The following is a 13926-nucleotide window of genomic DNA, read 5'->3' as shown; positions in this document are numbered from 1 at the left end:
CCCGGTCTTGTCAGGATCCAAGCGGATTGTAATATTCTCGACCTATTTTATGATGATTGATCTTGTTAATCAACTCTTTCAAATCGATTTTTTTGTCCACGATGTCGATCTTGTTGGTGTTCACCACCAGCAGCGGCGTCTCGCTGTAATAAAAGAAAAAGTTGTTGAACGCCCGGTTGACGGCGTCGAGGTATTCGAAGTCAATGAGTTGCTCGTACTCGCGGCCGCGTTTCTCGACACGGCTGAACAGCGTGTCGGTGTCGGCCTGCAGGAAGATCACCAGGTCCGGCTTCGGGATTTTGATGCGAACGAGATTGTAGATCTGCTGATAGAGGGGATACTCGTGATCCTTCAGGTTGAGCTGGGCGAAGATCTGATCGCGCTGGAACAGGTAGTCGGTGACGACGACGCTGCTGAACAGGTCGCGCTGGGCCAGCTCCCGGTATTGATTGAACCGGTTCAGTAAAAAAAAAACCTGGGTCTGGAAGGCGTAGGCGTCGCGGTCCTGGTAAAACTTGTCGATGAAGGGGTTTTCCTCGTCCACCTCAAGCACCAGTTTGGCGTCGAATTCCTGCGCCAGCCTGCGGGCGAGCGTGGTCTTGCCTGCGCCGATGCCGCCTTCGATTGCGATGAACCTGGGTTCGTTCATGAAGAATGGGGTCGTGAGTCGGATCGGGGCAATATGGCGGGTGCCAGACCCCGGCCGCCGGGCCTACGAGCCGTAACTGAGCACTTCCTTGATGGTCAACTTGAGTTCGCGCATGTCGGCCGACTTGACCACATAAGCCTCCGACGCCCACACCTGAAAATCCTGCTTGTAGGTGCCATAGGCCGAACACAGGATGACGGGAATGTTGCGGTTCTGGTCCTTGAGCAGGCGTAAAAAATCGATGCCGTTCATGCCGGGCATCTTGATGTCCAGCGTGATGAGGTCGGGCAGGTTGCCCTCGATTTTTTGCAGAGCCTCATCCGCATTGCGGGCGCAATCCACGTCGTACCCTTCATCCTGCAACTCTTCCTTGTAAAGAAGCCGGATGTTGTCTTCGTCATCGACGACGAGAATTTTTTTTCTGGACATGATTTAGACGTCTGATTTTGGGATCGTGGAAGTCCCGGAAGCACCCTCTCCGGCTCGTGGATCATTCAGGTTTTATTATAATTGCCGATGTTTTGCAACGGTAAATACACGTAAACGGTAACCCCCTTGTTGACATTGTTGTTGATATACAAGGTGCCGCCGTGGCCTTCGATGATGCGTCGTGAAATGGAAAGGCCCAGTCCGGTGCCCGATTCCTTGGTGGTGAAAAAGGGATTGAAGATATTTTCGAACAACTCCTGCGGGATGCCGCCGCCGGTGTCTTCGATGCACAGGGTGAACGCTTCCTTCTCCGTGTTGACGGAACCTTTCAAAGGACTGCGGTAAGTGGAAACGTTCAGCCGCCCCTGTTGGGGCATGGATTCGATGGCGTTGAACAACAGGTTCATGATGACCTGTTTTATTTTTTTCTTGTCGAGGTAGAGTTCGCAGTCTTTCTCCATCAGGTTTTTATCCACCCGGATGTCTTTTTCTTCGATGCCGACTTCAAAAAAATCGAGCACTTCCTTGACCAGTTCGTTGATGGGGCAGGCCTCCACTTCCAGTTCCTCGGCTTTGGAGAAGAGCAGGATGTCCTGCAGCAGCCGCTCCAGCCGTTCGGTTTCGTTGACGATGATGTTGGCGTAGCGGAACAGGCCTCTGAGGTCGGACGCCGGCGGCGGCGAACCGGTGTCTTTTTTCTGCAGATCGCCGATGTGGTCGCGCAGCCGCCGGGCGAAACCGCCGACCGAGACGAGCGGGTTTTTGATTTCGTGCGCCACTTCCGCCGACAGTTCGCCCAGCGCCGCCAGTTTTTCGGACTGGATCAGCTGTTCCTTGGTACTCAGCAATTCGCGGTTCGACTCCAGCAGTTTGTTGACCAGCCGCGAGTTTTCGATGACCCAGCCCAGGTGCGTGGCCAGGCGTCCCGCCAGTTGCAGGTTGGCCTCGGTGATGGGTGCGCTGTTGTACAGGTTGTCCACCAGCAACACCCCCAGCACTTCCTGATGCGGCATCAAGGGCACCGTGGCGAAGGTGGGGGTGCCCAAGGCGTTCACGAACTGCCTCGGGACGGCGGGGTCCTGGAACGCGTCCTGAATGATGCACGGTTTTTTCTGCAGTGCCGTGTCGGCCAGCACGTGGCCGGGTTGCAGCGGGATTTTCAGGGAGCGCGCAAATTGATTGAAGCGGGTGTCGCGGAACCGTTCCCACTCCGGGTTTTCGAGCAGGCGATTGAGGGTGAACTCTCCATCCCGCGCCAACTCGCTCCAGATACGGCCCGCCTCCCCGGGGGAGTCCGGCCCCAGCCCCATGTGGCCGGAAAGCTCGCCGTGTTTTTCATCCAGCAGGAACAGGATGGCCCGGTTGAAGCCGCCGGCGCCGCCGAAGGTGATGCCGGTCATCAAAATCCATATGCGGTGATCGAGTTTGGGCGTGGCCTGCACGTTGGTGTTGATGGTGTACAACAACGTTTGTTCGCGCAGCAGGGACTGGCTTTTCTGAAATTCGAGGGCGTTGCGGATGCAGCCGGTGATTTGTGCCGAGATGGTTTCGAGGATGGAAGTTTCCATTGCCGTAAACTGGCGGCGGTCCAGCGTGTGCACGTTGATGACGCCGATACACTGGTCGTGATCCAGCAGCGGCACCGACAGCATGGACGGAAATTTTTCCTCCTCGATTTCCGGAAAGTACACGAAACGCGGGTCCTGCATGGCTTCGCTGAGCGCCAGCGTGGTCTTGTTCTGCGCCACCCAGCCGGTGACGCCGCGTCCCGGCTCCAGGTAAATGCGCGCCGCCTCGGTGGACGGCAGGCCGCTGGAGGCCTTCAGCTTCAGCCGCAGTTCTTCCCAGTACCCCTGCTCAACAAGGTAGATGGAGCAGGCATCGACGCGCATCTTGTTTTTGATGACGGCTATGGTCTGGGCGAGGATCTGGTCGAGGTTGAGCGGGGAGGTGGAAATGCGCGCGATTTCCCGAAGGACTTCCAACCCCACGATGCTGTCTTCCACCATGTTGTATCCCCAAGAGAGATCGGATCAGGTTTCTCGGAGTGCTTTCCGGTACAGACGGATGTATTCCTTGGCCGCGCGTTCCCAGCTCAGGTTCTGCGACATGCCATTGTGCATCAACCGTCGCCAGCGTGTGCGGTGCTGAAACATGCCGGACGCGTTGCGGAGGGATTGCAGCAGGTATTTTAATGCAAAGGGCCGGAAATTGAAACCGGTTCCGCGTCCGGTTTCGGGATTGAAGTTTTTCACGGTGTCGGCCAGTCCCCCCACCGACCGCACCACGGGTACCGTGCCGTAACGCAGCGCGTACATCTGCGCCAACCCGCAGGGCTCGTACACCGACGGCATGAGCAGGATGTCACTGCCGGCGATGAACTGGTGAGCGCGGCCTTCGTCGAACTCCAACCGGCAGGCAAAGCGATCCCCGTACCGCCTCGCCTGCTCGGTGAAAAACGATTCGTAGGTGGGGTCGCCGACGCCCAGCACCGCCAGTCCCAGTTTTTCGGCGAGGATGCGCCCGAATCCGTCCTGCACGAGGTCGATGCCTTTCTGCCAGGACAGGCGCGTCACCATGCAGACGAGTGGTTGTTTGGGCGGCAGTTTCAGTTTCAGGTCGGCCAGCAGGGCCTCCCGGCAGGCGGCTTTGCCTTTCAGGCTGGATTTGCTGTAGGGCGCGGCAATCCACGGATCGCCGGCCGGGTTCCACTCGTCGTAATCGACGCCGTTCAGCACGCCGAACAAGTTGTCCTTGCGGGCGTTGAGGATGCCGTCCATGCGGAACCCGTTTGCGGGCAGCAGGATTTCCTGCCGGTAGCGTTTGCTCACCGTGGTCAACAGATCGGAATAGACGAGGCCTGCTTTCAGGAAACTGAACTGGCCGAAAAACTCGAGTCCCTGCGTGTGGAAGGCGCTGGCGGGCAGGTGCGTGAGTTGCAATGCGGCGGCGTCGAAATTGCCCTGGTAACCGAGATTGTGGATGGTGAACAGGGTGCGCGTGGATTGGAAAAACGGGTCGTTGTGATAAACCAGCTTCAGGTAGGCGGCGACCAGCCCCGCCTGCCAGTCGTGGCAATGAATGAGGTCCGGTTGAAAGCCGATGGCCTTGCACCACTCCAGGGCGGCGCGGCAGAAGAAGGCGAAACGCGACGCGTTGTCTGGATAATCGATGCCGCCCTCGCCGTAATAGCCCTTGCGCCCGAAATAAAAGCCGTTGCCGATCAGATAAAGCGGCACCTTGCCTTGAATGCGGCTGACGTGCACTGTGGCCTGCGGGTTGGCGATGCCGATGGGAATGGACAGCATCGCACCGGCGCTTTTGATGGGGGCATCGGTGGCGGCGATGGAAGCGTAATACGGCAGCACGCAACGCACGTCGTGGCCCAGCCTGTGGTGCGCCCAGGGCAGCGCGCCGCAGACATCGCCCAGCCCGCCGGTTTTGGCGAAAGGATGCGCTTCCGAGGCGACGGACAGGATTTTCAGGGGAGACGCCATGTCACGGCTGCACGGTGCAGGATCTCAAAATCCCGGCGGCCTCTTCCGGGCTGACGGGATTGATGTGAAACCCGGTGCCTTCTTCAAACCCGGCCAGTTTGGTCAGCTTCGGCATGATTTCCAGATGCCAGTGGAAGTAGGTGTTGTGCTCGTCGGTGACGGTGCCATTGTGCAGCACGAAATTGTAGGGCGGCTGGTTGCAGGCGATGCGGATTTTGGTCAGCACGTCTTTGAGGATGTTGGCCGCACCCGCCAGTGCGTCCGGCGAGTCGTTCTCGAAATGCGCCTGATGGTATTTGGGCAGAATCCAGGTTTCGAACGGGAAGCGCGGCGCGTACGGGCAGAGTGCGATGAAGTCGTGGTTCTCGGTGACGATGCGGCGGCCGTCGCCGCGTTCCTGCGCGATGATGTCGCAGTAAATGCAGCGTTCCTTGTAGGTGTAATGACGTTTGGCGCCGGCCAGTTCTTGCAGCATCAATTCGGGCACGATGGGCAGCGCCACCAGTTGACTGTGCGTGTGTTCGAGGGTCGCGCCCGCCGCCTCGCCGTGGTTCTTGAACACAAGGATGTAACGGAAGCGCGGGTCGCGCTTGAGATCGATGATGCGCTGCTGAAACGCCCACAACGTTTCCTGCATCGATCGTTCCGGCAGCTCTTCCAGCGCCTCTTCATGGCAGGGACCTTCGATGATGACTTCGTGTGCGCCGATGGCGTTCATCTTGTCATAAAGGCCTTCGCCGACGCGGTCGATGCCGCCTTCGATGGTCAAGGCCGGGTATTTGTTCGGCACCACGCGCAGCGACCAGCCGGGTCCGTTGGCGTGCGATCCCTCCGGCCTGAGGGCGAGGATCTCGCTCGGTGTTTTGCTTTCGTTGCCGCGGCAGAACGGGCAGAATCCGGCCTGCGTGTGGACGGTCGGGCTGGGAAAATCGGCGGGACGCTTGCCGCGTTCCTGGGCGATGATGACCCATCGATCGACGATGGGGTCCTTTCTCAATTCGGGCATATCCGGTTCCGCGCTTTCCGTTGAAGGGGGTGGGCTGCAATGGATTGAAATACTATGCAAAGGCCTGGGAAAAGTCAATGCAACCTGCGTCCCTGGCGCGCGCCTCGGGTTTCCCGAAAAGAATTGAATGGCAAGGACTTGCCACTTATAATCGAATCATACTCTTTTATTGAATGGAACAGGGCAGGGCCACGCATCGTGAGTTCTCTTTTGGCAGGCAAGAAAGTCGTGTTGGCGGTTTCCGGCGGCATCGCTGCGTACAAGGCGGTCGAGTTGCTGCGCCTGCTGGTCAAAGCCGGTGCGGAGGTGTACGTGGTGATGACGGAAAACGCCAAGCAGTTCATCACGCCGCTGACCTTCGAGGCGTTGTCGGGCCGTCCCGTGTATCACCGGATTTTTGACTCCGATCGGTCGGCGTCGATGGAGCACATCCGTGCCGCGGAAGACGCGGAGTTGATGGTCGTCGCCCCGGCCACGGCGAACACGATCGGCAAGATGGCCAACGGTCTGGCGGACGATCCACTGTCCACGCTCTACGCGGCGTTTGCAGGCGCGGTGATCGTCGCCCCGGCGATGAACGACCAGATGTGGGCCAACGACGCGGTGCAGGACAACCTGCGCAAACTGAAAATGCGCGGGATCGGCATGGTCGAACCGGAAGCGGGCGAACTCGCCTGCGGTGTCATCGGCCAGGGCAGGCTGGCGGAACCGGCGATGATTTTCGACGCCATCCAAAAACATCTGGCGCAGGCCGAGGACTGGACCGGACGCCGCCTGCTGGTGACCGCCGGACCGACGCGCGAACCCATCGATCCGGTGCGCTTCATCACCAATCATTCGTCGGGCAAGATGGGGTACGCCATCGCCGAAGCCGCCCGGAAACGCGGTGCTGTGGTGACCCTCATCAGCGGTCCGACGTCGCTGGATGCGCCCGCGGGGGTGGAGGTGATTCCCTGCCAGCGCGCTTCGGAGATGCGGGACCGCGTGCTGGAACGGTTTGGCGAGTGCGACGTGCTGGTGATGACGGCGGCGGTGGGCGACTTCGCCCCGGCGGACATTCACAAGGAAAAGATCAAAAAAAGCGGCGATCAGCCGTTGCTGCTGAACCTGCAACCGACCCCCGATATCTTAAAGGAAGTCGCGGCGCACAAAACGCACCAGACTGTGGTCGGCTTCGCCGCTGAAAGCGAGAACGTGGTGCAGAGCGCGCTCGGCAAACTGCAACGCAAACACCTCGACCTCATCGTGGCCAACGACATCAGCGCGCCGGGCATCGGCTTTCAATCCGATTTCAACCAGGTGCAACTGATTCGCGGCGCCGACGCCATTGAAGTGCTGCCGCGCCTCACCAAGCGCGAGGTCGCCGGCATCCTGCTCGACCGTATCCGCGACCTGATGCCGCCCGCTCGCGGTTCCGCCTGAGCGGTTTATTCCCGGTTATTATTGGAAGCCGATTTGGGCGTGCTCGTTTCCGGGGCGTCCGCAGCGGTCACGTCCGCCGCGCAGCGGAAGCCGACCGAGTCCTGACGCAAGGTGGGCACGGTGGCGTTGCGGTAACTGAGGCGCACGTCTTCGCTGTTGTTATGCCAGTGGCCGCCGCGAATGACCTTGTACATGCCGCGCTCCGGGCCCGGTGGATTTTCCTTCGGTGAGAACAGGTAGTATTCCGGTTGATGCCAGTCCTGCACCCACTCGGCGACATTGCCGGATAAATCGTACACGCCGAAATCCGATTTGCCCGCCTCGTAGCTGCCGACGGGCGTGGTCTTGCCCACGGTGTTGTCGAAGTTCGCCTGTTCCACAGTCGGCGCGGTATTGCCCCAGGGGTATTTGACCGGGCGCTTGCCCTTCGCCGCCTTTTCCCATTCCGCTTCCGTCGGCAGGCGTTTGTTCCGCCAATGGCAATAGGCCTGCGCGTCCTTCCACGTCACCCCGACCACCGGTTGCTTTGGCTGGTTGAACTTCGCGTCGTTCCAGTAGCGCGGTTCTTTTTTGGGATGGGTGGCTTTCATGAATTCCGCGTACTGGGCGTTGGTGACTTCATACACATCGATGTAATACGCCTTCAGGTACACGTCGTGTGCCGGGTCTTCCGGCCCCAGCATGTGGCGGTCGTGTTGGAAGAGGGCGGTGGGGTCGAGTTCCAGCAGCGAACGCATGCTGCCCATCACAAACTCCCCCTCAGGGATGAGGGCCATGTTCTCGCGGGCATCGGTTTCGGCATGCACCGGGCTGGCCGCCAGCATCAAAAATGAACAGACAAAGCCCCAGTTTTTTAAAACGGATTTTACGGATTTCATAAGATTGGGAATTTCAAATAGAGGTTGCGATGCGTTTGGGTGAAGCGTCGTTCAGGTCGAACCCAACAGGATTGACACGTTATTTTAAAGAGTATAGAATCGCTTCACAGCCATTATAAACAAAGTTGCTTCCGGTTCCGACCGGTTTTCGGACCGGTGCCGGAAAACGGGGAAAACGGCGTGGACAAACCTAAAAAAGAGCCCATTGCGCTGCACAACCGTCAGGATTACCGGTTGTGCCTCAATTGCGGTTTCCCCAACCGCCAGGCCGATACGGCCTGCCTGTACTGCAACACCAGCCTGGTGGAAGACACCGGCTTCCTCTCCTGGCTGAAACAAAGTTATTACATCCTGCGCTGGCGTTACCAGCTTCGCCAGAAACGCGAAAACCTGAAGCGCGGTGGCCGCAGCATGAGCTGGGGCAAGGGCCTTGGCTATTTCGGTCTCGGTATTGTGCTCAGTTTCAGCGGGGTGTATTTCTTTTCCCACTCCATATCGGAAAACTCCTTTTCCACCGGCCTCATCGCCCTGCTGCTTTTGGGTTACGGCGTGTTCACGCTGCGCGGCCTGTTCCGCAATAAAGAATAATCCCAACCGCCATTACGGAATTTCAGCGATGATGCGCAACGGCGCGCCGCTGCCGCCGCCGATTTTCATGGGCAAGGCGATGACGCGGAACCCGCGCACGGGCAGGGTGCCCAATTGCGTCAGGTTCTCGAAACCCGGCACGTTGGCGGCGCCGAACACGCGGTGTGCCTTGAACTCTGTGGACTGACCGAAGTCGAGACTGGCCGTATCCAGCCCCACGGCGGCCACGTTCCTTTCCTGGGTCAGAAAACGCGCGGCGTCTTCATGGAATCCGGGAAAATGCAGATTCGCCGTGTCTCCGGTTGTGTCGGTGCCGAGATACCGTTTTTTGTCCGGCCAGCGGGCCTCCCATCCGGTGCGCACCAGCACGATGGACCCGGCTTCGATGCGACCGTGTCGGGCTTCCCACTCTATGAAATCGGCACGCGAGATCAGGTAATCCGCGTTGTCCTGAACACGACCGCTGACATCGACCCGGATGCCGGGGGCGATCAGGCGGTCGAGCGGGATGGCGTCCACGGCCCAGCGATCTTTGGCGAAGTGCACCGGCGCGTCGATGTGGGTGCCGCCGTGCTCCGCCGCTTCAAAATTGTTGGCTTCGTACCAGTAGCCGCCGCCAGCCGGACCCTTGTGCACCGTTGACAGCGCGAACGGCTTGCTGGTGGGCCAGTAAATGGTGGTTTCGTCAAACGGATGCGTCAGGTCCACCCAGCGCGGCGTCTCCGGACCGGGGGAGGCGTGAGTGCAGGCACCGGCGAGAATCAGGACGACCGCCGCCAGTCCGTAACGCCGGGACCCTAAAGCGAGCATTTTGAGCCCTCTCTGGCAAAAATAAAAAATATTTTCAATACCCCGTATCCTACACCTTGTGCACACCATCTCAATAAAAAACGGTTCCCTGGCGTGGCTGCAGCGCAGCGGTTTGAAAGTATATTTTTTATGCCCGTTCCGAGGGTGTTCGATAAGGATGACGCGAAATGTCTGAAACCAAAACAGCCGAAAGCAAAAGTCTGTCTCTGCCTATTCAGGGCATGAGCTGTGCCAGTTGTGCCGCCCGCATCGAAAAGAAAGTGGGCGAGGTGCGGGGCGTGTCCGCGGCCAGCGTTAATTTTGGCGCGGAGCGGGCCACGGTGGAGTACGATCCGGAAACCGCGTCGCCGGACCGCATCATCGCTTCCATCAGGGAAATCGGTTACGACGTGCCGTCGGTGCAGAAGACCTTTCCCGTCGAGGGCATGAGCTGCGCCTCGTGCGTCGGCCGCGTCGAGAAAAAACTGCGCCACCTCGACGGCGTGACCGAAGTGAGTGTCAACCTCGCCAGCGAACGCGCCACGGTGAATTACATGGAATCCCGCGTCGGCCTGAAGGAATTCCAGGCGGCGCTGCAAGAGATCGGCTACCGCGTGCCGAACGTGGATTCGGAGGAAGAGGCTTCGACGCAGGAAGCGGAGGAAGAACACCGCCCGCGCGAGTACCGCGCCGTACAGCTCAAGTTCGGCGTCAGCCTGGCGCTGAGCCTATCCATCATGGTGCTCGGCATGAGCGGCTGGATCGGGAACACCACGACCTTGCACTGGATTTTGTTTGCACTGGCCACGCCGGTGCAGTTCTGGGGCGGTTGGCAGTTTTACAAAGGCACTTGGGCGGGCATCAAGCATGGGTACACCGACATGAACACGCTCATCGCCGTCGGCACCACTGTCGCCTATGTGTACAGCGTCGTGGTGACGCTGGTCCCCGACGTGGTGGCGTCGCTGGGCACGGGACTTGCGGTGTATTACGACACCTCGGCGATGATCATCGCGCTGGTGTTGATGGGCCGCATGCTGGAGGCGCGGGCCAAGGGGCGCACCTCCGACGCCATCCGCAAGCTCATCGGTCTGCAGGCCAAAACCGCGTGCGTCGAGCGTGACGGGCAGGAAACGGATCTGCCCATCGATCAGGTGGAGGTGGACGACATCGTCTGCGTGCGCCCCGGCGAGAAGGTGCCGGTCGATGGCACGCTGACGGAAGGCCAGACGACGCTCGACGAATCGATGATCACCGGTGAAAGCATTCCCGTTGAAAAGAAGCAAGGCGACGACGTCATTGGCGCGAGCCTCAACAAGACCGGTTACTTCAAGATGAAAGCGACGCGCCTCGGCAAAGACTCGGTGCTGGCAAACATCATCCGCATGGTGCAGGAAGCGCAGGGGTCGAAAGCCCCGGTGCAGCGGTTGGTGGACACGGTGGCGGGCATCTTCGTGCCCGTGGTCATCGGCATCGCGCTTGCCGCGTTCGGCTTCTGGTGGCTGGCCGGTCCGTCGGTGGCGACCCTGCCCACCGACCCGGCCCTGTTCGCCATGATGGCTTTCATCTCGGTCCTGATCATCGCCTGCCCGTGTGCCCTGGGGCTGGCCACGCCGACGGCCATCATGGTCGGCACCGGCAAGGGTGCGGAGATGGGTATCCTCATCAAGGGCGGCGAGACGTTGGAGCAGGCGCAGAAGCTGGATACCATCGTGTTCGATAAAACCGGCACGCTCACCGAAGGCAAACCGGTGGTGCGCGATGTGTGGGTGGCGGAGGACGCCGGCCTGAATGAAGACACGCTGCTGATGTTCGCGGCGTCGCTGGAGAAAGGCTCGGAGCACCCGTTGGGCGTCGCGATCGTGGAAGAAGCCACACAGCGCAACCTCACTTTAAAACAGGCGGAAGGCTTTGAAGCGTTGCCGGGGGCCGGTGTGAAGGCGAAGGTCGAGGGCCGCGACGTGGCGCTGGGCAATATGCGCATGATGGAAGAGGCGGGGATCGATGTGGCGGCGGCGCGGGACAAAGCGCAGGCTTTGGCCGCCGAAGGCAAGACGCCGATGTGGGTGCGCGTGGACGACCGCATCGTCGGCCTCATTGCGGCGGCGGATCGCGTCAAAGCCGAATCGAAGGCGGCGGTGAAAAGTTTGAAGGCGCGCGGGCTGGAGGTGGCGATGATCACCGGCGACAACCGGCAGACCGCCGAGGCGGTGGGCCGCGAGTTGGGCATCGACCGCGTGCTGGCGGAAGTGTTGCCCGCCGACAAGGCAAAGGAGGTCAAGAACCTTCAGGATGCCGGCCGCTTCGTCGCCATGGTGGGCGACGGCATCAACGACGCACCCGCTCTGGCGCAGGCGCACATCGGCATTGCCATGGGATCGGGCACCGACGTCGCCATCGAGACGGCGGACATCACCCTGATGACGCACGATCTCAATGCGGTGGTGGACGCCATCGAGCTCAGCCGCCGCACCATGAGCAAGATCAAGCAGAACCTGTTCTGGGCGTTTTTCTACAACGTCCTCGGCATCCCCATCGCCGCGGGCGTGTTGTATCCGTTCAGCGGCCTGCTGCTGCAACCGATGTTTGCGGCGGCGGCGATGTCGTTCAGTTCGGTGTCGGTGGTCAGCAACTCGCTGTTGCTGAAACGGTTCCAACCGTCCCGCCAGCGGTGATCAGAAGCCTTCCATTCTGAAGTGCGACAGCGATTGAACGCCGGAGTTGCGAACAGGGATCCTGGCGATTTCAACTTTCCATATTTTGGATTAACTTTTCGCGGTTGTACACCGCTTCGACATCGGCGCGGTTGAGCATGCCGAGAATCTGGTTGGGGTCGCTCACTCCCACCACCGGGATTTGATCGACGTCCAACTCCGCGAACTTTTCAAGGGCCTCATTGAGGTTGTTGTGCGGCACCAGGGTGATCGGTTTGGGCGTGGCCAGGTCTTTCGCCGTCAAGGTGTCCTTGTCCATCGTGCCATCGTGATTGAGCACGGCTTCGCGGATGTCACTGAATGCGAGGATGCCGGTGAGCTGTTGCTCGGTGTTGAGCACGGGGTAATGCAGGTCGCGGACCTGCGCGATGCGGTCGAGGATGTCGTGGAAGCGCGTGTCTTCCTGAAAGACGACGGCTTCCTTGTTCATGACATCGCGCACGTAGAGGGTTCTCAGAACGGAAACGAGGCGGCCTTGATGGAGGTCGATGCCTTTGTCGAGCAGCGCCTGCACATACAATGAATGTTTGTTGAAGCGGCGTGAGGTGTACGCGGCGACGATGCAGCAGACCATCGTCGGCAGGATGATGGTGTAGTCGTTGGTCATTTCAAACAGGATGAGGATGGCAGTCAGCGGCGCCTGCACCACGGCGCTGGCGACCGCGCCCATGCCGACCAGCGCGTAGGTCTCGCTGGTGGCCGTCCAGGTGGGCATCAGGTCGTGCACGGCGAAGCCGAAGGTGGCACCGGTCATGGCGCCGACAAACAGGCTGGGTGAAAAGATGCCGCCGATGCCGCCCGAACCCAGCGTCGTGGCGGTCGCCACCGTCTTGGCGAAAATCAGGATCAGCGTCAGGCCCCAGATCAACTCCCCGTTCAGCGCCTGTTCCAGCACATCGAAACCATTGCCGCCGACCTGTGGAATGGCGACGGCGAGGATGCCGACCAGCAAACCGCCGAGCGCCGGTTTCAGGATGACGGGGATGTTTTGCTTCGCCTCAAACAGTTTTTGGACTTTGAAATAAGTCCAGATGAACAGTTGCGCGGCGAGACCGCAGAGCACGCCGAGGAGGAGGTAAAAGAAAATCTCCCAGTGGCTGACCACTTCGTGCACCGGGGTCTGGAAGGTCAGTTCGTTGCCGTGCAGGGCGCGTCCGGTCACCGTACCCAGCACGGCGGCGATGACGATGGGGCTGAAGGACTGGATGGCGTACTCGCCCAGGATGATTTCCATGGCGAAGATCACGCCCGCCAAGGGTGCGTTGAAGGAGGCGGCAATGCCCGCCGCCGCGCCACAGCCGACGAACACGCGCAGGCGGTGGGTGGACATGCGGAACAACTGGCCGACCAGCGAACCGATGCCGGCGCAGATTTGAACGGTGGGCGCGACCCGGCCCGCCGAGCCGCCGGAACCGATGGTGATCGACGATGCGGTGGCGCAGACCAGGATGGTGCTGCGGGGCACCTTGCCGTCGCGCATGGCCATGGCTTCGGTCACTTTGTAAATGCCGTTTTCCTCCATCATTTTCGGAATCAGTTTCCAGGCGGAACCGATGAGCAGGCCGCCCAGCATCGGCAACAGGGGCAGCAGCCAGGGCAGGGCCGAGTCCGGCACGCCGCTCAGAATGCCGGAAGCGGAAAAGATGTTTTCGAAAAAGGTGATCATGCCGCGGAACAGGGTGGAGGCGGCGCCGGCCAGCACACCGATCAACGCCGCGAGGATGAGCAGGTTGTATTCCTTCGCGAAAAACTGACGACTGCGCTCGATGAATGAAGTCTGCTCTGCTGCCATGCGTGCGAGATCCTCTAGCGGGGCCGGTGTGTGGTGGTGCGGCCGCAGTCACTGCAGAATCGTTTGAGTTTTCGGCGATTGGCTCTCAGGAGCGTGGGCGGCAGGGATGCCGATTGCCCGGCCCCGCGCATTGTGCTATGCTCGAAACCGTTTTGAGAGCCC

General features: G+C 60.2%; 11 protein-coding genes. 3 read left to right on the top strand and 8 right to left on the bottom strand.

The window, feature by feature from the left end:
• Positions 1 to 10: 10 nt before the first annotated feature.
• The 5 genes from QML71_RS09075 to QML71_RS09055 form a co-directional block, all read right to left on the bottom strand.
• The gene (locus tag QML71_RS09075; protein WP_282011601.1) at positions 11 to 649 is read right to left on the bottom strand and encodes a deoxynucleoside kinase; all 639 of its coding nucleotides are present in this window, start codon (positions 647 to 649) and stop codon (positions 11 to 13) included.
• A gap of 63 nt (positions 650 to 712) precedes the next feature.
• Complete coding sequence (locus QML71_RS09070) at positions 713 to 1078, bottom strand: response regulator (protein ID WP_282011600.1); 366 nt, start codon at positions 1076 to 1078, stop codon at positions 713 to 715.
• A gap of 65 nt (positions 1079 to 1143) precedes the next feature.
• Entirely contained in the window at positions 1144 to 3087 is a 1944-nt protein-coding gene (locus QML71_RS09065; RefSeq protein ID WP_282011599.1) for a GAF domain-containing protein, read from the bottom strand.
• 24 nt (positions 3088 to 3111) lie between these two features.
• Entirely contained in the window at positions 3112 to 4575 is a 1464-nt protein-coding gene (gene glgA / locus QML71_RS09060; protein WP_282011598.1) for a glycogen synthase GlgA, read from the bottom strand.
• Position 4576: 1 nt separating this feature from the next.
• Positions 4577 to 5581 (bottom strand): galactose-1-phosphate uridylyltransferase, encoded by a 1005-nt coding sequence (locus QML71_RS09055; protein ID WP_282011597.1) that lies wholly within the window; start codon positions 5579 to 5581, stop codon positions 4577 to 4579.
• A gap of 198 nt (positions 5582 to 5779) precedes the next feature.
• Here QML71_RS09055 and coaBC point away from each other — a divergent pair, with 198 nt between their 5' ends.
• Positions 5780 to 7003 carry a bifunctional phosphopantothenoylcysteine decarboxylase/phosphopantothenate--cysteine ligase CoaBC gene (gene coaBC, locus QML71_RS09050; RefSeq protein ID WP_282011596.1) on the top strand — a complete coding sequence of 408 codons (1224 nt, stop codon included), beginning with the start codon at positions 5780 to 5782 and terminating at the stop codon, positions 7001 to 7003.
• Positions 7004 to 7008: 5 nt separating this feature from the next.
• Here coaBC and QML71_RS09045 read toward each other — a convergent pair whose 3' ends face one another.
• Positions 7009 to 7881, bottom strand: coding sequence for a formylglycine-generating enzyme family protein (locus tag QML71_RS09045; protein WP_282011595.1), 873 nt, complete (start codon positions 7879 to 7881; stop codon positions 7009 to 7011).
• Between the two features lie 180 nt (positions 7882 to 8061).
• Between QML71_RS09045 and QML71_RS09040 the strand changes: the two genes are divergently transcribed.
• The gene (locus QML71_RS09040) at positions 8062 to 8469 is read left to right on the top strand and encodes a hypothetical protein (RefSeq protein WP_282011594.1); all 408 of its coding nucleotides are present in this window, start codon (positions 8062 to 8064) and stop codon (positions 8467 to 8469) included.
• 12 nt (positions 8470 to 8481) lie between these two features.
• On the opposite strand, the gene QML71_RS09035 is transcribed toward QML71_RS09040, so the two are convergent.
• The gene (locus tag QML71_RS09035) at positions 8482 to 9279 is read right to left on the bottom strand and encodes a cyclase family protein (RefSeq protein WP_282011593.1); all 798 of its coding nucleotides are present in this window, start codon (positions 9277 to 9279) and stop codon (positions 8482 to 8484) included.
• 167 nt (positions 9280 to 9446) lie between these two features.
• Here QML71_RS09035 and QML71_RS09030 point away from each other — a divergent pair, with 167 nt between their 5' ends.
• A complete protein-coding gene (locus QML71_RS09030; RefSeq protein ID WP_282011592.1) occupies positions 9447 to 11933 on the top strand; it encodes a heavy metal translocating P-type ATPase in 2487 nt (828 codons plus the stop codon).
• Positions 11934 to 12003: 70 nt separating this feature from the next.
• Here QML71_RS09030 and QML71_RS09025 read toward each other — a convergent pair whose 3' ends face one another.
• A complete protein-coding gene (locus tag QML71_RS09025) occupies positions 12004 to 13764 on the bottom strand; it encodes a chloride channel protein (protein WP_282011591.1) in 1761 nt (586 codons plus the stop codon).
• Between the last annotated feature and the right edge of the window lie 162 nt (positions 13765 to 13926).

This window comes from Nitrospina watsonii (assembly GCF_946900835.1).
Lineage (GTDB): Bacteria > Nitrospinota > Nitrospinia > Nitrospinales > Nitrospinaceae > Nitrospina > Nitrospina watsonii.
The sequence above is the reverse complement of the archived record's forward strand: the minus strand, read 5'-3'. Positions and strand labels throughout refer to the sequence as shown.